The sequence below is a fragment of the Bradyrhizobium erythrophlei genome (assembly GCF_900129425.1).
GTDB classification, from domain to species: Bacteria; Pseudomonadota; Alphaproteobacteria; order Rhizobiales; family Xanthobacteraceae; genus Bradyrhizobium; species Bradyrhizobium erythrophlei_C.
Genome location: NZ_LT670817.1, coordinates 7647662 through 7669302 on the forward strand (window position 1 = coordinate 7647662; position 21641 = coordinate 7669302).

Consider the following 21641-nt stretch of genomic DNA (forward strand, 5'->3'; position numbering starts at 1 on the left):
ACGTCTTCCATCCGTGTTGTCGTAGTAACGACGTGGATGCCCGGGACAAGCCCGGGCATGACGAAGAGTTCAATGCTTCGTCACCACGCTCCATTTCGTCACCACGGCTTCGCTGTACTGCGCGGCATCCTGCGCGCAGGCGACCTCGTCGACCTTGACCGAGACTTCCTTGCCGACAAAACTCCTCAACTGCGCCGCCTGCGCAGCGTTGTTGGGAACAATCTGAAACGTCTCCGGCCCGGTTTCCAGGCCGCAAAGCCCGTTCGGCGGCGGCAGCCGGTGCGGTTCGCTGACAAGCTGAAAGGTGTTGACGCGCTTGCCTTTGACAGCGCGGCTGCGCAGGGCGTTGAGCTCGCCGGTCAGGACATCGCCATTCCGGATCGCCTGCTGTGCCTGCGCGTCGACCGCGCCCGCAACCAAGATCGCCAGAACAGCCGCGGCCAGAGCGGATCGTTTACTAAAATCGCTTCTCATGTATCCTCTGATTCCAGTTTCAAAACAACGTTCGCTGCCGCATCGCCGCGGACAGCGTGCCTTCATCGAGATAGTCAAGTTCGCCCCCGACCGGTACGCCGTGGGCGAGCCGTGTCACCTTGACGCCGGCCTCCTGCAACAGGTCGGTGATGTAATGCGCCGTGGTCTGGCCATCGACGGTCGCATTCAAGGCCAGGATGATTTCCGTCACCCGCGAATCGTGCGCCCGCGCCACCAGCGCATCGATGGTCAGATCCTGCGGACCGACGCCATCGAGCGGCGACAGCGTCGCGCCCAGCACGTGGTAGAGCCCATTGGTGGCGTGCGCGCGCTCCAGCGCCCAGAGGTCGGCGACGTCGGCGACCACCACGATGATGGTGGGGTCGCGCCGCGGATCGGTGCACACCGTGCAGGGATTTTGGGTGTCGATATTGCCGCAGGTCTTGCAGACCTGGATCTTGTCGATTGCCACCTGCAATGCGCCGGCCAACGGCGTCATCAGCGCTTCGCGCTTCTTGATCAGATGCAGCGCCGCGCGCCGCGCCGAACGCGGGCCGAGCCCCGGCAGCCGCGCCAGCAGCTGGATCAGGCGTTCGATTTCGGGACCGGCAACCGCAGTGGGCATATCAGGTGAGACCGAGCCCCGGCGGCAGACCCAATCCGCCGGTCAGCGATTGCATCTTGTCCTGCATCGCGGCTTCGGCCTTCCGCCGCGCCTCGTTGTGCGCGGTGACCAGAAGATCCTCGAGGATTTCGCGCTCGTCCGCCTTCATCAATGAAGGGTCGATCTTGACCGCCTTCACTTCCATCTTCGCGGTCATGCGCACGCTGACGAGGCCACCGCCCGAGATGCCCTCGACCTCGACGTGGCCGAGCTCTTCCTGCATCGCCTGCATTTTCGATTGCAGTTGCGCCGCCTGTTTCATCATGCCGAGAAAATCAGCCATGAACCATTCCTCTGAATTTGCTATTGATCGTCGCCGTCGGAACTCTCGGCGAGGTCTTCACCGCTAGCATCGGATTCCGGCGGCTCGGGGGCAAGCTTGCGTACCTCGACCACCTTGGCGCCGGGAAACCGCGCCAGCACCTCCTGCACGCGCGGATCGGATTCGGCGGCGCGCTCGCGCTGGTCTTTTTGGACCTGGTTTTGCGAGCGCAGCGTCGCCTGTCCGGCTTCGTTGGACACGATCACGGTCCAGCGCCGCCCGGTCCATTGCTCCAGCTTGCGGGAGAGATCGTTGATCAACATCCGCGAGGCGCTGCGCTCCAGCGCAACCTCCAGCCGTCCGTCTTCGATGCGGACCAGACGGACGTCGGCTTCCAGCGCGGCTTTGGTCAAAAGATCGCGTTTTTCGCCAGCGAGCGCCACCAGTTCCGGGAAGCTTGAGATCTTCAGGGCCGCGGGCGCGGACTGCGCGTCGGAAACCGGCGCAATCATCTGCGAGCGCGCCGAGGCCTCGGCGCCGGAGCGCGGCACGGAAGCCGCGCGCGCCGGTGACGATTGCATCGACGATGCGGGAAAGGCCGGTGCGCCGCGCGGCGCCGCGTTTCCTGCGATGGCAGCCGCTGCGCCGCGGCCGTTCTGCTCGATCATCCGGATCGCTTCGTCCGGCGTCGGCATGTCCGCGACATAGGCGATGCGCACCAGCACCATTTCCGCGGCCGCCGCCGGCCGGGTCGCGGCCTGCGCCTCGGCGATGCCCTTGAGCAGCATCTGCCACATCCGCGACAGCACCCGCATCGAGAGTTTTGCGGCGAAGTCGCGGGCGCGCAGCCGCTCGGTTTCGGCGAAGGCGACATTGTCCGCCGTCGCCGGCACGATCTTGACGCGGGTGACGAAGTTGACGAATTCGGCCAAATCACTGAGCACCACGATCGGATCGGCGCCGGTGTCGTACTGCTCGCGAAATTCCCTGAACGCGCTGGCGATGTCGCCGCGCGCCAGCGAATCGAACAAATCGATCACGCGCGTGCGGTCGGCCAGGCCGAGCATCTGCCGCACCGCATCGGCGCGCACGGTTCCGGCGGCATGGGCGATCGCCTGATCGAACAGCGACAGCGAATCGCGCACCGAGCCTTCCGCCGCCCGCGCGATGATGCCGAGCGCCTCCGGTTCCGCGTCGACATTTTCCTTGGCCGCGATATTGGCCAGATGCCCCATCAGCACGTCGGCGTCGACCCGGCGCAAATCAAAACGCTGGCAGCGCGACAGCACCGTCACCGGCACCTTTCGGATTTCGGTGGTGGCGAACACGAATTTGGCGTGCTCCGGCGGTTCCTCCAGCGTCTTGAGGAACGCGTTGAACGCCGCGGTCGACAGCATGTGGACTTCGTCGATGATGTAGACCTTGTAACGCGCGCTGGCCGGCGCATAGCGCACGCTGTCGTTGATCTGGCGCACGTCGTCGACGCCGGTATGGGAGGCGGCGTCCATTTCCAGCACGTCCATGTGCCGGCTTTCCATGATCGCCTGGCAATGCACGCCGAGCATGGGCATGTGGATGGTCGGCCCCTTCACCGATCCGTCCGGCAGTTCGTAGTTCAGCGCGCGGGCGAGAATCCGCGCCGTGGTGGTTTTTCCGACGCCGCGCACGCCGGTCAGAATCCAGGCCTGCGGGATCCGGCCGGTTTCGAACGCGTTCGAAACGGTGCGGACCACGGCATCCTGGCCGATCAGATCGTCGAAACTGGACGGGCGGTATTTCCGCGCCAGCACGCGATAGGGCTTGCCGGCCTGCGGCTCGCCGGCGAGGCCGAAGCCGCCCTGGGGCACGCTGTCGGGATCGGTGGAGGGCATTGAAGGAGCGCCAGCGTCGGTCATCGATCGATCCGCACTTGAATTGTCTCTCGAGGCCGGCTTGCGGAATAAATAACGGGCGAATCCTGGCGCAGGACGGCTCGCTGCCTTTTGCGCGATTCGCTCAAAAAAACAGGTAGGAGACTGACGAGCGACCCGATCCGGACCTCGTTAGGGCTGCTTCCTTCCGGACCTGACCCGGTTGGCGAGTGGCTCGTCCACCGCCAATCTCCCGGCCCTTATTTGGGGCCAAAAGCCCCGGAAAGCAAGCGGTGCGAGAGAGGTTTGCGGGACTTGTGCAAAAACGCGGAAAGGCATTAGTTGCCGTCATGGCCGGGCTTGTCCCGGCCATCCACGTCCAGCTTTCTTGCCACACCAAGGAAGACGTGGATGCCCGGCACAAGGCCGGACATGACGAGGGAATATTGATGCCTTCTGACACCGCCGCCTGGTCGCTGCATTCCCAGCTCAAGAAAGACACCATCGACATCGGCGATCTGCCGCTGTGCCGGGTGCTTGTCATCAAGGATGCGCATTTCCCCTGGCTGCTGTTGGTGCCGCGCCGGGACGAAGCCGTTGAGATCATCGACCTCGAAGAGGTCGAGCAGGCGCAGCTGATGACGGAGATCAGCCGCGTCGCGCGCGCGCTGAAGGAGATCACCCGATGCGACAAGCTGAATATCGCAGCACTCGGCAATCTGGTGCCGCAGCTGCACGTGCATGTGATCGCGCGCCGCTCCAGCGATGTCGCCTGGCCGCGTCCGGTCTGGGGGGTGATGCCGGCGCTGCCCCATGACGCCGAGGAAGTGCAGGCCTTCATCAGTGCGCTTCGCCGTAAAATCTGGCTGGGATCTTGACTAGGTTGAACGCATGACAGCATTCGATTCGTTTCCGCTGGGGCAGCCGGGCTTTGTCACGCATATTCTCGATCGCACCGCGCATCTGCGCGGCGATGACGCCAAACTGCTGGCACTGGAAGGGCGCGGCGACGCCCGCGCCTACGTGGTCTATCGCGACTCGCTGGTGGTGAAGCAGGAGGCCGAAGGTCCGCGCGCCCTGCTCACGATCGACGAAGCACTGAAATTCGGCGCCAATCCCGGCACCATCTTCCTGGGCCTGCGCGAGGATGCCCCGGTGTTCGGCATGGGCATCTCGGCGGCGGCGGCGGAAAAGTTGCTGCCCCGTACCGACGTCGCCGTCACCGAACTGCGCGGCATGGCGATGCAGGGCGTGGTGCCGCCAGACCAGCTCTCCGCGATCGCGATGGCCAAATCGATGGTGAGCTGGCATCAGCGCCACGGCTATTGCGCCAATTGCGGAACCCGGACCGCGATGAAGGAAGGCGGCTGGAAGCGCGACTGCCCGAACTGCAAGGCTGAACATTTTCCGCGCACCGACCCGGTCGTCATCATGCTGGTGACCTCCGGCGACAAGTGCCTGCTGGGCCGGCAGAAACAATTTCCTGCCGGCATGTGGTCCTGTCTTGCCGGGTTCGTCGAAGTCGCCGAGACCATCGAGGACGCGGTCCGCCGCGAAATCTTCGAAGAATCCGGGATCCACTGCGCCCATGTGAATTATTACATGTCGCAACCGTGGCCCTATCCGTCCTCCCTGATGATCGGATGCACCGCGCGCGCCACCAACGAGGACATCGTCGTCGATCGCACCGAACTGGAGGACGCCCGCTGGTTCGACCGCGCCGAGGCGACCCTGATGCTGAAGCGGGAACATCCGGATGGCCTGGCGGGGCCGCACCCGTTTGCGATCGCCCATCATCTGGTTGGGCGTTGGCTGCAAACCATCCCCGGGCCCCGCGCATAGGTGGAACCCGATCATGGCTCGTCGATTAGGAATGCCGGTTCCGTCGGGTGGCAGGGCGGGCCTGATGGACGAGCCGATGAACTTTCACGCCGCCGCGCCGAAAATTCCTGCGCGCATCCTCTGCATCGGTATGCCGGTGCGCGACCTCACGTTCCGGATCGGGGAATTGCCCCAGCGCGGCTACAAGGTCGGCGCCAGCCATTTCGAGCAAATCTGCGGCGGCAACGCGCTCAACGCAGCGGTCGGGATCGTACGTCTCGGCGGCCGTGCCTCGATCTGCGGGCCGATGGGCGATTCCCGCGAAAGTTCAGCCCGGTATATTTTCGACAAGCTCGCGGATGAGGGCATCGACTTCAGGCACATCGTGCACATGCCGGGCCTGGTGACGCCGATCTCGACCATCATGATCGATCCCAGCGGCGAACGCACCATCGTCACCTTCCGCGATCCGGAATTGTGGAAGGTCCACCTGCCCGATGCCGGCGAGTTGCTCGCGGACTGCAGCGCCATCCTGACCGAGAACCGCTGCGCGGAATTCTGCACCGATCTCTGCGTCGAGGCGTGCCGGCGCGGCATTCCCGTCATCGTCGATGTCGACCGCACCATGTCGCTGCGGGAAGGCCTGCTCACCGCTTCGTCGCACCTGATCTTTTCCAGCGAGGCGCTGCAATCGACCGCCGGGGTCGCCGACGACGCCGAGGCACTGAAAAAGGTGGCGAAGCTGACGCCGTCGTTCCTGGCGGGAACGCGCGGCGCGCAAGGCACGCTCTGGCTCGACGAACAGCAGAACCTGCAGCAGACGCCGGCCTTCCCGGTGCATACCGTGGATACACTGGGCGCCGGCGACGTGTTCCATGGCGCGTTCGCGCTGGCCATCACCGAGCAGCAGGATCTGCGGGAGGCGCTGCGGTTCGCGTCCGCCGCCGCGGCACTGAAATGCACCCGGTTCGGCGGCGCCTTTGCTGCCCCGCAACGTGCCGAAGTCTCGGAATTTTTGAGGCATGCCCCGGCGGCCAACCCGGTCCGGAGCGACCAATGAGGGGCTTGTATTAGAAGAATTTTCTCTATATGAGGGTAATAAGCCCTATTAATGGAACAAAGTTCTTCTCATGACCGAACTCGCCCTTCAAATCCACGAGCCCAATCGCCGCCTCGACGCCATCGACCGCAAGATTCTGACGGTGCTGCAGGAGGACGCTTCCCTATCGGTTGCCGAGATCGGCGACCGGGTGGGGCTGTCATCGACGCCATGCTGGAAGCGGATCCAGCGGCTGGAAGCCGACGGAGTGATCCTGCGCCGCGTCGCGCTGGTCGACCAGAACAAGATCGGGCTCGGCATCTCCGTATTTGTGTCGGTGGAGAGCGCCGACCATTCCGAGACCTGGCTTCGCAAATTCGCCGACGCCGTCAGCGCAATGCCTGAGGTGATGGAATTCTACCGAATGGCCGGCGACGTCGACTACATGCTGCGCGTCGTGGTCGCGGACATGCAGAGCTACGACGTGTTTTACAAGAAGCTGATCGGCGCGGTGCCGCTGAAGAATGTCACCTCGCGTTTCGCGATGGAGAAGATCAAGTCGGTCACCGCGCTGCCGGTGCCGGCGGCGTAGGCATTTTTTTCAGCTTCGGGCAAATCCCGACGACACCGGCAATTGCGGTTGTCATACGCGGGCTTGACCCGCGTATCCATCCATCTTTGAAGACTCTCGCGAAGAAGATGGATTGCCGGGTCAAGCCCGGCAATGACGGGTTGGGCTCAAATCTTCTGATTGTACGCGCCGACTTCCGGATGCGTTCGCAGCACCGAATCCATCGCCTCGAACAGGTCGCGCATGCGCTGCTCGGACACCGGGCTCTCGACCACGACCACCAGTTCCGGCTTGTTGGAGGAAGCCCGCACCAGGCCCCAGCTGCCATCCTCGACCGTGACGCGCACGCCGTTGACGGTGACGAGATCGCGGATGTTTTGCCCCGCAACCTTCTCGCCCTTGGTCTGCATCGCCTCGAAATGCTTCACCACGCTGTCGACGATGCCGTATTTGGCTTCGTCGGCGCAATGCGGCGACATGGTCGGCGACGACCAGGTTTTCGGCAGCGCGTCTTTCAAATCCGCCATCGATTTGCCGGGCGCGCGATCGAGCATCTCGCAGATCGCGATCGCCGAGATCAGGCCGTCGTCATAGCCGCGGCCGAGCGGTGCGTTGAAGAAAAAGTGACCGGATTTCTCGAAACCCGCCAGCGCGCCCAGTTCATTGGTGCGGCGCTTCATGTAGGAGTGGCCAGTCTTCCAGTAGGTGGTTTTCGCACCCTGCTTTTGCAGCATGGGATCGGTGATGAACAGCCCGGTCGACTTCACGTCGACCACGAACTGCGCGTTCTGATGGATCGCCGACATATCCCGCGCCAGCATCACGCCGACCTTGTCGGCGAAAATCTCCTCGCCGGTATTGTCGACCACGCCGCAGCGGTCGCCGTCGCCATCGAAACCGAGGCCGACATCGGCCTTGTGTGTCAGCACGGCGTCGCGGATGGCGTGCAGCATTTCCATGTCTTCGGGATTGGGATTGTATTTCGGGAAGGTATAGTCGAGTTCGGTATCGAGCGGCACCACCTCGCAGCCGATTGCTTCCATCACCTGCGGGGCGAAGGCGCCCGCGGTGCCGTTGCCGCAGGCGACCACGACTTTCAGCTTGCGCTTCAGCTTCGTCCGCCTGGTCAGGTCGGCAATGTAGCGCGCCGGAAAATTCTCGTGAAACTGATATGAGCCGCCAGCCTTGTTCTTGAAGTCGGCATTGAGCACGATCTCCTTCAGGCGACTCATCTCGTCGGGGCCGAACGTGAGCGGCCGGTTGGCGCCCATCTTGACGCCGGTCCAGCCATTGTCGTTATGCGACGCCGTCACCATCGCAACGCAGGGCACGTCGAGTTCGAATTGCGCGAAATAGGCCATCGGGGTCATGCACAGGCCGATGTCGTGGACCCTGCAGCCCGATGCCTGCAGCCCGGAAATCAGCGCGTATTTGATCGATGCCGAATAGCCGCGGAAATCATGGCCGGTAACGACCTCCTGGCTGGCGCCGAGTTCGGCGATCAGCGCGCCCAGCCCCATGCCCAGTGCCTGAATGCCCATCAGGTTGATTTCCTTGCCGAATAGCCAGCGGGCGTCGTATTCGCGAAAACCGGTCGCCTTCACCATCGGCTCGGATTCATAGGCATAGGTGTTCGGAACCAGCAGGGATTTCGGCTTCGGAAACATTCAAATGGCCTCGTCATGAAACGGAAAAGGAATACGCTGAAGCCATAGCGAATGCATGGGCGCAGCGGAAGGCGGGACAGCCTTATCTTGAAAATTGATTGCGGCGGATTGGCAGCAAAAGAGCCCTTATTGCTCCAGCACCATCTGGCCGTTGGCGTATTCGAACCGCTTCAGTTTCGACAGAAACGACAGGCCGAGCAGGTTTTCCGACAGCGCCTCATCGGGCAATACCATGGCATCGACGTCGCGCACCACCAGTTCGCCGAGTTCGACCATGGCAAGCCGGGTGCGCGCCGCCTTGACGGTGCCGTTGGCGGTGGTGACGGTGGCGTTGTAATCGCCGCGGGACGGACGTAGCCCGAACCGCGCCGCCGAGGTTTCATTCAGCGCGATCACCGACGCGCCGGTATCGACCATGAAGCCGATGCGCTGGCCGTCGATCCGGCCTTCGGTTTCAAAATGGCCGCGGGCGTCGCGCGGGATGCTGAGGGTGCGTGAACTGCTCTGCCCGACGGTTTCGACGGAGTCAGCCTTGCGCGAGGCGGCATCGGCGAGCGCCGGCGTCGTCGCCGTCATCTTGTCTGCCATCTGCGCCATGTAGGTGCCGAGACCAATCATGACAGCGGCAAAAATCATAATGTTACGCATTACGCCACACTCGATGAGAAGACCGGCCGATATCACCACGTCGGCCGCCAAGCCGCGACTAACGGAGGCGACGAACGCTGCCATTTTGGCGAAAAGGATGAGCGAAGCGTTAACGCGGCCCGCTATTTCTCCCGCAAGAGCGGGCGCGCGGGCAACCCGTGCCGGCAGTTATTTAGTCAATGTTCGTGCATCGAAACCGGCGAGGCCAGCGGTTCTTCTCGCGCCAGATATCGCTCGAAATCGCCAACCGAGGAAACCACCAGGGAGCAACCGGCATCGATCAGCGATGATCTGGTATGGCCTCCGCTCAGCGTTCCCCAGGCCGAGGCGCCGGCGCGCCGTGCCGCCTGCGCATCGAACGGGGTATCCCCGATCATGGTGGCGAACTCGGCCGGCGCACCGCCGAGATGACGCAGCGCCAGTTCCACCAAGGCTGGATCGGGCTTGCCTTTGGAAACCTCGTCGCCGCACGCGACCGCGTCGAAGAGATCGTCGACGTTCATCAGAGCGCGATAGCGTTTCAGTTCGTCGTCCTTGCAATCGGTGGCGAGCGCAATGCGCCCACCCCGCGACTTGATGGCGGCGAAAGTCGCGCGCACCCCGGGAAACTCTCGCACCCGCGGCAGATAGAGCGCGCGATAGCGCTCGCCTTGCGCTTTCAAGACATCCTTGCGGGCATGTTCGTCGAGACCGGGAGCCAGGATCGCCAGCATCTCGTCGCCGTCCATGCCCGACAGCCGCTGCAAATGCGCCGACGGCACCCGCAGAGCGAAGGCAGCCAGTGTCTCGCCCCAGCATTGCAGGATCTCTGCGACGCAGTCGATCAGGGTACCTTCGACGTCAAAGATATAGGCCGCGCTCATCCGACACCTACCGGCGACAGCTTCCGGAAGGGAACGCGCGGAGCTCCAAAGGGTTCACTGCCCCGCCATATTTCTGTCATCCAAACTTCATCCGGATGGAGCGGAAATCAGGTTCCGCGTGGCTTCACGCGCCGGGTCGGCATCGCACTCGCCGGATCCTCTGGCCAGGGATGTCTGGGATAGCGCCCGCGCAGATCGGAACGCACCGCCGCATAGCTGCCGCGCCAAAAACCCGGCAGGTCCCGCGTGACCTGCACCGGGCGGTGTGCCGGCGACAACAGTTCCAGCACCAGCGGTATTTTGCCTTTCGCGATCGACGGGTGGGTGTTGAGCCCGAACAGTTCCTGCAACCGGACGGCAATTGTCGGCCCCTGCTCGGCCTCGTAATCGATCGCGAGCTGGGTGCCGGTCGGCGCCTCGAAATGCGTCGGCGCTTCGCGCTCCAGCCGCGCCCGCAATTCCCAGGGCAACAGCGTCATCAGTGCATCCGACAGATCGCCGGCTGAAATGTCCTTCAGCGAAGTCTTGTCGGAGAGCACAGGCACCAGCCATGCCTCGCGCTGCGCCGCCAGCGCGTCGTCGGACAGATCAGGCCAGGGTGCGCCTTCCGCGGCGCGCAAAAACATCACGCGATCGCGCCACTGTTTCAGGGGTTTCGACCATGGCAGCCTGTCGAGTCCGGAAGCAATCAGGCCATCGGCGAGCACACGCGCGGTTTCCGCCGAGGGCTGCAGCGCCATCGGCGCCTCCGACAGCGTGATCGCGTGCAATGTTTTCCTGCGGCGCGCCCGCAGGGCGAGCGCGCTTCGGTCGAACGTTATCTGATCCGCGGTCTCGATCTGATCGGCGAAGTGCTGTTCGATTTCCCCTTGGGTAATCGGCGCCGCCAGCAGGATGCGCCCCTGCGCCGCCGCGCCGGTCAGTTCGGCGACCGCGATATAGGGCGCGCGCGCCAGCGCCGAGGCCTGGTCAACCGCGGCGCCGCGACCGTTGGCCAGCACAAAGCTGCTATTGCCGCGGTTGCGCGCGACGCGGTCCGGGAAGGCGAAGGCCAGCATGACGCCGGTGGTTAGCTCTTCTTCATCCGAGCGGAAGCCTCTCTGCTCCCCGCCCCGCCCCGCCCCCACAAGGGGGGAGGGAGAAGAAAAGGCGGTCGCGCCGACTGTCTCGCTGGCAGCCTTTTCACTCGCAGCCACCTGCGACGCCCAGCGTTGCGCCAGGCTGCGCGCGCTGGCGGCGCGTTGCGAGCGGTCGCGGCGGAATTGATCGAGCCGAAAATCGAGGTCGACGCCATCGCCGCCTAGGCCGCGCTCGGTGAGCACGGCGGCAATTTCGGAGGCTTCCTCGCCGGCGCCGAGGCGATGCGAATCCACGATCATCCGCGCCAGCCGCGGCGGCAGCGCCAGCGCGCGCAGGCTCCGGCCTTCCGCCGTGATCCGGCCGTCGCCGTCGAGCGCGCCGAGTTCGCGCAACAGGCTGCGCGCTTCCTTAAGCGCCGGCGCGGGCGGGGCATCGAGAAACGAAAGCGTGGTGGGATCGCTGACGCCCCATTGCGCGACGTCGAGCAGCAGCGAGGAGAGATCGGCGCTGAGAATCTCGGGCTGGGTATAGGCCGCCAGCGACGCGGTCTGCGGCTCATCCCACAGCCGGTAGCACACACCAGGCTCGGTGCGGCCGGCGCGGCCGCGGCGCTGATCGACCGCGGCGCGCGAGGCTCGCACGGTTTCCAGCCGCGTCAGCCCGATATCAGGCTCATAGCGCGGCACCCGTGCCACGCCGGAGTCGACGACAATGCGGACACCTTCGATGGTCAGCGATGTCTCGGCAATCGACGTCGCCAGCACAACCTTGCGCCGGCCTTTCGGCGCAGGCGCAATGGCGCGGTCCTGCACAGCGGCATCGAGCGCGCCGAACAGCGGCACGATTTCGATGGCAGCGTCGTGGACGCGTTCGCCGAGAAAGGTCTGGGTGCGGCGAATTTCCGCGGCACCCGGCAGAAACGCCAGCACCGAACCCGGATCGGCGCGCAGCGCCATCGCGATCGCATCCGCCATCTGCCGCTCCAGCGGCGCGTCCGCCCTGCGGCCGAGATAGCGGGTCTCGACCGGAAAGGCGCGGCCTTCGCTTGATATCACCGGCGCGTCGCCGAGCAGTTTTGCCACGCGCGCGCCGTCGAGGGTTGCCGACATCACGAGGATACGCAGGTCCTCGCGCAGGCCCACCTGCGCATCGCGGGCCAGCGCCAGGCCGAGATCGGCATCGAGCGAGCGCTCGTGAAACTCGTCGAACAGCACCGCGGCAACGCCCGACAATTCCGGATCGTCGAGGATCTGCCGCGAAAAGATGCCCTCGGTGACGACCTCGATCCGGGTTGCGCGAGATATCTTCGAGCCGAAGCGGACGCGGTAGCCCACGGTCTCGCCGACCCTTTCTCCTATTGTCTGCGCCATGCGCTCGGCGCTGGCGCGGGCCGCGATCCGCCGCGGCTCCAGCACGATGATTCTCCTACCCTTCGCCCACGGCGCATCCAGCAGCGCCAGCGGCACCCGCGTGGTTTTGCCGGCGCCCGGCGGCGCCACCAGCACGGCGGCGTTACGGCCTGCGAGCGTGCGCGCCAGTTCGTCGAGTACGGCGTCGATCGGAAGCGGGATGTCGAAGGAGCGGGGCAATCAAGACTCGCATTCGGATTCTTCCCCTCGCCCCTTGTGGGTGAGGGTGGCGTCTCACGAAGTGAGGCGACGGGTGGGGGGTCTGTCTCCGCGGATAGAGACCCCTCATCCGGCGCGCTCAGGAGCACAAGTGCGCTCCAAAGCGAGCCACCTTCTCCCACAAGGGAAGAAGGGAAGAAAGCGCGTCATTGCCGCGGTTCTGGACCTCGCCCGACGCTTTCGTAGGTAAAGCCGAGCGCGACCATCTCCTCGGGCCGGTAGATGTTGCGCAGGTCGACGATCACGGGCTGCGCCATCTCGCGTTTCAGGCGTTCCAGGTCGAGCGTGCGGTACTGCACCCACTCGGTCACCACCACCATCGCGTGGGCGCCGCGCACGCACGCATAGGGGTCGTCGCAATATTCGATATCCGGCAATTCGCGGCGCGCCTGCTCCATGCCGACCGGATCGTGGGCGCGCACTTTGGCGCCCATGTCGAGCAGCCCGGTCACCAGCGGTATCGACGGCGCCTCGCGCATGTCGTCGGTATCGGGCTTGAAGGTGAGGCCGAGCACCGCGACGGTCTTGCCACGCAGGCCGCCGCCCGCCGCGTTGGAGACCTTGCGCGCCATCGCGCGCTTGCGGTTGTCGTTGACCGCCAGCACCGCCTCGACGATCCGCAGCGGCACGTCATGATCGAGCGCGATCTTGACGAGCGCGCGGGTATCCTTGGGGAAACAGGAGCCGCCGAAGCCCGGCCCTGCATGCAGGAATTTAGCGCCGATGCGATTGTCCAGCCCGATGCCGCGCGCGACCTCCTGCACGTCGGCGCCGACCTTTTCGGACAGATCGGCGATCTCGTTGATGAAGGTGATCTTGGTGGCGAGGAACGCGTTGGCCGCGTATTTGATCAGTTCCGCGGTGCGCCGCGCGGTGAACATCACCGGCGCCTGATTGAGCGACAACGGCCGGTAGATATCACCGAGCACCTTGCGCCCGCGCTCGTCCGATGTGCCGACCACGATGCGGTCCGGAAACTTGAAGTCGCGGATCGCGGCGCCCTCGCGCAAGAATTCCGGATTGGAGGCGACCACGACATCGGCGGAGGGATTGGTTTCGCGAATCAAGCGTTCGACTTCGTCGCCGGTGCCGACCGGCACGGTCGATTTGGTGACGACCACGGTGAAGCCGGAAAGCGCAGCGGCGATCTCGCGCGCGGCGCTGTGGACATAACTCAGATCGGCGTGGCCGTCACCGCGCCGCGACGGCGTCCCGACCGCGATGAATACCGCGTCGGCCTCGGCGACCGGAGCGGTCAGATCGGTGGCAAAATCTAGCCGCCCGGCCTTGACGTTGGAAGCCACCAGCGAATCGAGGCCCGGCTCGAAAATCGGGATTTCGCCGCGGCGCAAGGCTGCGATCTTGTCGGCGTCCTTGTCCACGCAGGTGACCTGGTGGCCGAAATCCGCAAAACAGGCCCCTGACACCAGCCCCACATAACCTGTGCCAATCATGGCAATCCGCATGAAACAACCTGCCTCTAATGGTTAACGCGATCGATGGTGAGCGCGTCTTAAAGCATTTCCCCGCACAGGGGAAACCCAGAAAGGTTTCAAAAATCGGCATGTCATTTGTATGAATAAAGAAGAAAGAAACCACCAAGCCCGATGATGCCGCCACGTCGGGCCGAAAAGGGACATCGATGACTAAAAACGGCACATCCGCTGCCACCCAGCATTCCCTGCATTCCGTGCCATCGGCGGCAGGACGCATCGACTGGGTCGACTATGCCAAGGGCATCTGCATCGTCATGGTGGTGATGATGCATTCGGTGCTGGGCGTCGAGCTGGCCGCCGGCCAGACCGGATTCATGCATCTTCTGGTCGCGTTCGCAAAGCCGTTCCGGATGCCGGACTTCTTCCTGATCTCGGGCCTGTTCCTGTCGATCGTGATCGACCGCGACTGGCGCACTTATCTCGACCGCAAGGTTGTGCATTTCGCCTATTTCTATGTGCTGTGGGTGACGATCCAGTTCGGCTTCAAGGCGCCGTCGTTCGCGGCCGAAACCAGTTGGAGTCATGTCGGCTTCCTGTATCTGGAATCCTTCATCGAGCCGTTCGGCACGCTGTGGTTCATCTATCTGCTGCCGGTATTCTTTGTCGTCACCAAGGCGACACGGCGGATGCCGCCGCTTTTCATCTGGGGCGTGGCGGCATTGCTGGAGAGCGCGCATGTCGCGACCGGCTGGACCGTGATCGATGAATTTGGCGCGCGCTTCGTCTATTTCTATTCCGGCTATCTGTTCGCCCAATATGTGTTCGCATTGTCCGATCGCGCGCGGGCGCGCCCTGCGCTGGCGCTCGCGGGACTGGCGCTGTGGGCGTTCATCGACGGCAGCCTGGTTTATGCTGGTTGCAGCGAATGGCCGCTGATCTCGCTGATGCTCGGGCTTTCCGGCGCCTGCGCCATCGTCACGCTGGGCACGCTGCTGGCGCGGGCGCACTGGCTGAATTTCCTTCGCTTTTGCGGCGAGCATTCCATCGTGATCTATCTGGCGTTCTTCCTGCCGATGGCGGCGACGCGGACGCTGCTGCTGCGGGCCGGGCTGATCCCCGACATCGGGACGATCTCGCTTGTGGTCACGATCGTGGGCGTCACCGGTGCGCTGGCGCTGTGGCGGATTGCGCTGAAGCTCGGCGCCGATTTCCTGTTCGAGCGTCCCGCCACGTTCTGGATCGCGCCGAAAAAGCCGCAGGCGGCGCTGCAGCCGGCGGAGTAATTTTCGCACGACAGCCACAGCTGTCATCGCCACGGGCCTGCCCGGTGACCGCACGGGGGGCATGGAACGGCTGCGGATGCAATTCAATCCGGGAGCGCTGGAAAGAGCAAAAATCACGACTCATTCCGGCCTCAAAGGCTGTCAATCAGCGCAAAAATCCCTAAATTGCGGCCATGCCCAAAACCTCAGAACAAGCCGTTGCAAAACCCGTTGCCGTCAAAGCCCCTGCGAAAGGCGACCACGTCTTTCTGGTCGACGGCTCCTCCTATATCTTCCGCGCCTACCACGCGCTGCCGCCGCTGAATCGCAAATCCGACGGCTTGCAGGTCAATGCCGTGCTGGGCTTCTGCAACATGCTGTGGAAGCTGCTGCGCGACATGCCGCCGGACAACCGGCCGACCCATCTCGCTATCATCTTCGACAAATCGGAAATCACGTTCCGCAACAAACTCTACCCCGATTACAAGGCGCACCGACCGCCGGCGCCCGACGACCTGATCCCGCAATTCCAGCTGATTCGCGAAGCGGTGCGCGCATTCGACCTGCCCTGCCTCGAGCAGGTCGGTTTCGAGGCCGACGATCTGATCGCGACCTATGTGCGGCTGGCCTGCGAACGCGGCGCCACCGCGACCATCGTTTCCTCCGACAAGGACCTGATGCAGCTCGTGACCGACTGCGTCACCATGTACGACACCATGAAGGACCGCCGCATCGGCATTGCCGAAGTGATCGAGAAATTCGGCGTGCCGCCGGAAAAGGTGGTCGAGGTGCAGGCGCTGGCCGGGGATTCCACCGACAACGTGCCGGGCGTGCCGGGCATCGGCGTCAAGACCGCCGCGCAGTTGATCGTCGAATATGGCGACCTGGAAACGCTGCTGGCCCGGGCCGGCGAGATCAAGCAGCCGAAGCGGCGCGAGGCGCTGATCGAGAATGCCGAGAAGGCGCGGATCTCGCGCCAGCTGGTGCTGCTCGACGACAAGGTTGCGCTCGACGTGCCGCTCGACGAACTCGCGGTGCAGGAGCCCGACGCGCGCAAGCTGATCGCGTTCCTGAAGGCGATGGAATTTTCCACCCTGACCCGCCGCGTCGCCGACTATGCGCAGATCGATCCTTCGGATGTCGAGGCGGATGCGGGCAACAAGAGCGGGGCGAGCGCGTTTGCGTCGCTTCCGCTGGCGGAGAAAGTCGACGAAAATGGCAACGCACCGGTGCGTCAGAGCACAGCGGGTGGCGACCTCTTCGACGGCGTTCGCGGAGGCACCCCCACGCCGCCCTCCCCCGCAAGCGGGAGAGGGGGCGCGCCGAGTTCTGCGAGAGGCCGAACTTCAGCCCACGAACAGCCCCTCACCCCGATCTCGCTCGCGTCAGCGCGCGCCGAAGCTGCGCGCAAAATCCCGGTCGATCGCAGCAAGTACCAGACCGTGCGCAGCCTCGAAGAGCTCCATGCCTGGATCGCGCGGGTGCATGAGGTCGGCCATGTCGCGATCGACGCCAAGGCGACCTCGATCGATCCGATGCAGGCGGAGATCTGCGGCATTGCGCTGGCGCTTGGGCCGAATGACGCCTGTTACATTCCGCTCAGCCACAAACAATCCGGCGATGGCTCGGGCCTGTTCGCCGCCGGCCTCGCGCCGGACCAGATCAAGGCCAGTGACGCGCTCGACGCGCTGCGGCCGCTGCTGGAATCGGCCAGCATCCTGAAAATCGGCTTCAACATCAAATTCAACGCCGTGATGTTCGCCCAGCATGGCGTCGTCATCTGCAACCATGACGATGCGCAGTTGCTGTCCTATGCGCTCGACGCCGGTCGCAATGCCCATGGGCTCGATGCACTGGCCGAGCGATGGCTCGGCCATGCCAATCTGAGCTATGGCGAACTGACCGGCAGCGGCAAGGGCAAGCTGACGTTCGATCAGGTCGCGATCGACCGGGCGACCGCGTACTCGGCCGAGGATGCCGACGTGATCCTGCGGTTGTGGCGGGTGCTGAAGCCGCGCCTCATCGCCGAGCGCATGACCGCGGTCTACGAGACGCTGGAGCGGCCGCTGATCTCGGTGCTGGCGCGGATGGAACGGCGCGGAATCTCGATCGACCGCCAGGTGCTGTCGCGCCTGTCGGGCGAGTTCGCCCAGACCGCCGCGCGCGTCGAAGCCGAAATTCAGGAGATCGCGGGCGAGCCGATCAATGTCGGCAGCCCCAAGCAGATCGGCGACATCATCTTCGGCAAGATGGGAATTTCCGGCGGCAGCAAGACCAAGACCGGCGCGTGGTCGACCTCGGCGCAGATTCTCGACGAACTCGCCGAGCAGGGCCACGAATTCCCGAAGAAGATTCTGGAATGGCGGCAGGTCTCGAAACTGAAATCGACCTATACCGACGCGCTGCCGACCTATGTGCATCCGCAGACCCATCGCGTGCATACGACCTATGCGCTGGCGGCGACCACCACGGGAAGGCTCTCGTCGAACGAGCCGAACCTGCAGAATATTCCAGTTCGTACCGAGGACGGCCGCAAGATCCGCCGCGCCTTCATTGCCTCGCCCGGCCACAAGCTGGTGTCGGCGGACTACTCGCAGATCGAGTTGCGGCTGTTGGCTGAAATCGCCGACATTCCCGTGCTGAAGCAGGCGTTCCGCGACGGGCTCGACATTCACGCCATGACCGCGTCGGAAATGTTCGGCGTGCCGATCAAGGACATGCCAAGCGAGGTGCGCCGCCGCGCCAAGGCGATCAATTTCGGTATCATCTACGGCATCTCGGCATTCGGCCTCGCCAACCAGCTCGGCATCGCCCGCGAGGAAGCCTCCGCCTACATCAAGAAATATTTCGAGCGCTTTCCCGGCATCCGCGCCTATATGGACGCGACGCGGGATTTCTGCCGGGTCCATGGCTATGTCGAGACGCTGTTCGGCCGGAAATGTCATTACCCCGACATAAAAGCCTCCAACGCCTCGGTCCGCTCCTTCAACGAACGCGCCGCCATCAACGCGCGCCTTCAAGGCACCGCAGCCGACATCATCCGCCGCGCCATGACCCGGATGGAAGCGGCGCTGGCGGAGAAAAAGCTCTCGGCGCAGATGCTGCTGCAGGTGCACGACGAACTGATCTTCGAGGTGCCCGACGACGAGGTCGCCGCGACCTTGCCGGTGGTCCAGCACACCATGCAGGACGCGCCCTTTCCCGCGGTGCTGCTCTCGGTGCCGCTGCATGTCGATGCACGAGCGGCGGACAATTGGGACGAGGCGCATTAGACGCCGCCGCTGTCGTTCGTCACCGCTGTCTTCGCCCGGCTTGGGCGATGACAGCGGTGCCCTCAATCCAGCTTCGCTTCCATGCCGCGCTTGACGCCGGGACGCGCCATCAGCGTGTCGTACCAGCGGCCGACATTTGGGAAGTCCGCAAACGACACCTTGTGCCGCTCGTGCCGCCACGCCCAGCCGAGAATCGCGAAATCGGCAACCGAGAGCGCACCTGCGACAAAGTCGTGGTTGGCAAGCCGGCGATCCAGCACGCCGTAGAGCCTTCGCGTCTCCGCCATGTAACGCTTCAGGCCGTAGGCGCGTTCCGCTTCGTTTTCCAGCGCGATGAAGTGATGCACCTGCCCCGGCATCGGTCCGAAGCCGCCCATCTGCCACATCAGCCATTCATACACCGGAATGCGCTCGATCAGCGGCGCGGGCAGGAACTTGCCGGTCTTCTCGCCGAGATAAAGCAGGATCGCGCCGGATTCGAAGATGCTGACGCGCTTGCCGCCCGGCCCGTCGGGATCGATGATCGCGGGAATCTTGTTGTTGGGGCTGATGGCGAGGAAATCCGGCGCCATCTGTTCGCCCTTGCTGATATTCACCGGGAAAACCTTGTACGGCAGCCCCATCTCCTCCAGCGCGACGCTGATCTTGCGGCCGTTCGGCGTGTTCCAGGTGTGGAGTTCGATGGTCATGTTTGTCATACCCCGATCTTTGTCATACCCCGCGAAAGCGGGGTATCCAGTACGCCCAAATGTCTCGGCCTTACAACCACCGTCGCGGAATAGTGGATCATCCGCTGAAGCCTGTCATCGGGCGCGCGCTTCGCGCGACGCGTTGGCGGATGATGACACCAGCGCTGTTGACGGCGCCATTCCGCTCTGGAATCTGTGTCCGTCCGCCGATAGATTGCGCCACCTTCCGCCCCGAGAAAAAACCTTGTCCAAATCAGCCTCCCGCGCCCGCCTCGCCGAGATCATCCGCAAGCGCTCGTTCGGCCGCGGTGAGATCACGCTGGCCTCGGGCCGCAAGAGCGATTTCTATTTCAATCTCAAGCCGACCATGCTCGATCCCGAAGGCGCTGCCTTGCTGGCTGAGCTGACGTTCGAAGCGCTGAAGGACGATGGCCTCGATTATGTCGGCGGTCTCGAAATGGGCGCGGTGCCGCTGGCCGGCGCGATCGCGCAGCTGTCCTGGCTCAAGGGCCATCCGATCGCGGCATTCTTCGTGCGCAAGAAGCCGAAGGAGCACGGCGCCCGCCTCGCCGTCGAGGGCCTCGCCAAGGGCGAGAGCCTGCAAGGAAAGCGCGTGGTGATCGTCGAGGACGTCACCACGACCGGCGGCTCGGCGCTCAAGGCGGTGGAAGCCGTGCGCGAGGCCGGCGCCGAGATCGTCCTGGTGTTCACCATGGTGGACCGCGACGAAGGCGCTACTGAAGCCTTTGCGCAAGCCGGGCTTCCGTTTCGCTCGCTCTACAAGGCCGGCGAGTTCTTGTAGGATTGATGGCGTGTGCGGCTGTATCCTGCCGGTCTGCCCGCTCTTCGCGGCGGCAAGCGGGGCGAGGTGAAAAGAAGCATTTTCTTTTCGCCATCCGGCGCGCGCTCATGGCTCGTTTACCATCCCGAACTAATGTGATTCCGGGCTGAGGCACTTCCCGCCCAGCGGTTTTGCGGCGTCGGGTGGAGTAAGCGTTGCGTACAGAGTTGCCTTATCAGCGCGTGCGGCGCCGCATGATGCTTGTTGCCACCGTCGCGCTCGCTGGCTCCGTCACGCTGGCGCCGCGCATGGCGTCCGCCGAAAGCCTGTTCGACTTTTTCTTTGGCGGCACCCAGAAAGCGCGCCAGGCCCCACCGCAGGCCAGTTTCTTCGCCGATCCGTTCGGCCTCAACCAGCCGCCGGCGCCGCCGCCGCGCCCGGTGGCCTCCAGCGGCTCCGGCCCCGCATTTTGCGTGCGCAGCTGCGATGGCCGGTATTTTCCGCTGTCGCGCGGCAACGCGACGCCGGTGCAGATGTGCCAGGCGTTTTGCCCGGCCAGCGTCACCAAAGTTTTCTTCGGCAGCACCATCGACAGCGCCTCGTCCGGCAATGGCGAACGCTATGCCGACAGTGAGAATGCCTACGCCTATCGCAAGGCATTGCGCGCGGACTGCACCTGCAACGGCCGCGACGCCGCGGGGCTGGCGCCGGTCGATCTGACACTCGACACCTCGCTGCGTCCGGGCGATGTGATCGCCACCACCAGCGGGCTGGTGGCCTATTCCAGCGCCAAGGCCGGCAGCGGCCAGACCGCGGAATTCACCCCGGTCGCTTCCTATCCGGGCCTGACCGCCGAAGTCCGCGCCCGGCTCGGCGAGATGAAGGTGGCGCCGGTGAACGCCGAAATGATCACCAGTGAAGCACCATTGCCCGAGACCAGCCGCGACGTCGCGCTACCGGCACGCACGGCGCCGAAGGCCACTTCGCCGCGGGGCAAGCGCGCGGAAGCGGACTGAGTCGAATTGTCATTCCGGGGCGATGCCAACGGGTCCGGCCTCTGGCCGGCCCGATGACAGGCTCCGCATCGAACCCGGAATCTCGAGATTCCGGGTCTGGTCCTTCGGACCATCCCGGAATGACGGAGAATGCGGAACGTCAGCAACATCACCGCCCGACGATGACGCCGATCACGTTCGGCGCCGACAGATATTTTTCCTCAATGGAAGCGCGCGCCGCGGCGCGGTTTTCCGGCGTCAGCAGGCCGCGTTTTTCGGCCAATATCATCCAGCAATAGCCCCACCAGTCCGTCAGCATGCCCTCGTCGTCGACGAGGTCGTAGCCCTGCTCGGCGGCGAAGATCCGCGCATGCGCCTCGTCGAGCGAATCGAGCCAAGCGTGGTCCTTGTCGGAAAACAGGTCGTCGCTGAAATCGTCGGTGGTGTAGCCCCAGACCGATTGGCAGACCGCGTTGAATTCACGGTCGATCGCGTCGTCGTCAACGGCCTGGCGGCGGGAAGCCTGATGCAGCCGCGACAGCGAACGGGCGAAGTCGGCAATGCGGGTGAGCGCGAATTGATCGAAGGCGATGGTGGACATGTAGACCTCTGGATTTTATATCTCAGGATAACTCCGGA

The 21641-nt window shown here is 64.2% G+C and carries 19 protein-coding genes and 1 other RNA gene; 8 read left to right on the top strand and 12 right to left on the bottom strand.

The window, feature by feature from the left end:
• Positions 1-69: 69 nt before the first annotated feature.
• From B5527_RS36340 to ffs, 5 genes are all read right to left on the bottom strand, one after another.
• Entirely contained in the window at positions 70-474 is a 405-nt protein-coding gene (locus B5527_RS36340) for a hypothetical protein (protein ID WP_079605783.1), read from the bottom strand.
• Positions 475-493: 19 nt separating this feature from the next.
• Entirely contained in the window at positions 494-1099 is a 606-nt protein-coding gene (gene recR, locus B5527_RS36345; RefSeq protein ID WP_079605784.1) for a recombination mediator RecR, read from the bottom strand.
• A gap of 1 nt (position 1100) precedes the next feature.
• Entirely contained in the window at positions 1101-1421 is a 321-nt protein-coding gene (locus tag B5527_RS36350; protein ID WP_079605785.1) for a YbaB/EbfC family nucleoid-associated protein, read from the bottom strand.
• A gap of 20 nt (positions 1422-1441) precedes the next feature.
• On the bottom strand, positions 1442-3295 hold the full coding sequence (locus B5527_RS36355) for a DNA polymerase III subunit gamma/tau (protein ID WP_079605786.1): 1854 nt from the start codon (positions 3293-3295) through the stop codon (positions 1442-1444).
• 112 nt (positions 3296-3407) lie between these two features.
• Positions 3408-3504: signal recognition particle sRNA small type (gene ffs, locus B5527_RS36360), an RNA gene on the bottom strand.
• Between the two features lie 195 nt (positions 3505-3699).
• Between ffs and B5527_RS36365 the strand changes: the two genes are divergently transcribed.
• From B5527_RS36365 to B5527_RS36380, 4 genes are all read left to right on the top strand, one after another.
• Complete coding sequence (locus tag B5527_RS36365) at positions 3700-4128, top strand: HIT domain-containing protein (RefSeq protein WP_079607783.1); 429 nt, start codon at positions 3700-3702, stop codon at positions 4126-4128.
• Between the two features lie 13 nt (positions 4129-4141).
• A complete protein-coding gene (nudC, locus tag B5527_RS36370; protein ID WP_079605787.1) occupies positions 4142-5092 on the top strand; it encodes an NAD(+) diphosphatase in 951 nt (316 codons plus the stop codon).
• Positions 5093-5168: 76 nt separating this feature from the next.
• Positions 5169-6131, top strand: coding sequence for a sugar kinase (locus B5527_RS36375; protein ID WP_079607784.1), 963 nt, complete (start codon positions 5169-5171; stop codon positions 6129-6131).
• A 70-nt stretch (positions 6132-6201) separates the two neighbouring features.
• The gene (locus tag B5527_RS36380; protein WP_079605788.1) at positions 6202-6702 is read left to right on the top strand and encodes an Lrp/AsnC family transcriptional regulator; all 501 of its coding nucleotides are present in this window, start codon (positions 6202-6204) and stop codon (positions 6700-6702) included.
• 146 nt (positions 6703-6848) lie between these two features.
• Here B5527_RS36380 and B5527_RS36385 read toward each other — a convergent pair whose 3' ends face one another.
• The 5 genes from B5527_RS36385 to B5527_RS36405 form a co-directional block, all read right to left on the bottom strand.
• Positions 6849-8348, bottom strand: coding sequence for a phosphomannomutase/phosphoglucomutase (locus B5527_RS36385; protein ID WP_079605789.1), 1500 nt, complete (start codon positions 8346-8348; stop codon positions 6849-6851).
• 126 nt (positions 8349-8474) lie between these two features.
• Positions 8475-8996: a TIGR02281 family clan AA aspartic protease gene (locus B5527_RS36390; protein ID WP_079607785.1), complete on the bottom strand. Its 522-nt coding sequence runs from the start codon at positions 8994-8996 to the stop codon at positions 8475-8477.
• 176 nt (positions 8997-9172) lie between these two features.
• On the bottom strand, positions 9173-9859 hold the full coding sequence (locus B5527_RS36395; protein WP_079605790.1) for an HAD family hydrolase: 687 nt from the start codon (positions 9857-9859) through the stop codon (positions 9173-9175).
• A 107-nt stretch (positions 9860-9966) separates the two neighbouring features.
• Positions 9967-12528: an ATP-dependent helicase HrpB gene (gene hrpB, locus B5527_RS36400; RefSeq protein WP_079605791.1), complete on the bottom strand. Its 2562-nt coding sequence runs from the start codon at positions 12526-12528 to the stop codon at positions 9967-9969.
• Between the two features lie 185 nt (positions 12529-12713).
• A complete protein-coding gene (locus tag B5527_RS36405) occupies positions 12714-14033 on the bottom strand; it encodes a UDP-glucose dehydrogenase family protein (protein ID WP_079605792.1) in 1320 nt (439 codons plus the stop codon).
• A 176-nt stretch (positions 14034-14209) separates the two neighbouring features.
• On the opposite strand from B5527_RS36405, the gene B5527_RS36410 reads away from it, so the two are divergent.
• Positions 14210-15286: an acyltransferase family protein gene (locus tag B5527_RS36410; protein WP_079605793.1), complete on the top strand. Its 1077-nt coding sequence runs from the start codon at positions 14210-14212 to the stop codon at positions 15284-15286.
• Between the two features lie 173 nt (positions 15287-15459).
• Positions 15460-18537: a DNA polymerase I gene (polA, locus tag B5527_RS36415; RefSeq protein ID WP_079605794.1), complete on the top strand. Its 3078-nt coding sequence runs from the start codon at positions 15460-15462 to the stop codon at positions 18535-18537.
• Between the two features lie 62 nt (positions 18538-18599).
• On the opposite strand, the gene B5527_RS36420 is transcribed toward polA, so the two are convergent.
• Entirely contained in the window at positions 18600-19226 is a 627-nt protein-coding gene (locus B5527_RS36420) for a glutathione S-transferase family protein (RefSeq protein ID WP_079607786.1), read from the bottom strand.
• Between the two features lie 244 nt (positions 19227-19470).
• Between B5527_RS36420 and pyrE the strand changes: the two genes are divergently transcribed.
• Positions 19471-20028, top strand: a complete 558-nt coding sequence (gene pyrE / locus B5527_RS36425) for an orotate phosphoribosyltransferase (protein ID WP_079607787.1) — start codon at positions 19471-19473, stop codon at positions 20026-20028.
• Positions 20029-20222: 194 nt separating this feature from the next.
• Positions 20223-21023 (top strand): DUF2865 domain-containing protein, encoded by an 801-nt coding sequence (locus B5527_RS36430; RefSeq protein WP_245332385.1) that lies wholly within the window; start codon positions 20223-20225, stop codon positions 21021-21023.
• A gap of 148 nt (positions 21024-21171) precedes the next feature.
• Here the strand turns inward: B5527_RS36430 and B5527_RS36435 are convergent, their stop codons facing one another.
• Positions 21172-21603 carry a hypothetical protein gene (locus B5527_RS36435; RefSeq protein WP_079605795.1) on the bottom strand — a complete coding sequence of 144 codons (432 nt, stop codon included), beginning with the start codon at positions 21601-21603 and terminating at the stop codon, positions 21172-21174.
• Positions 21604-21641: the final 38 nt, after the last annotated feature.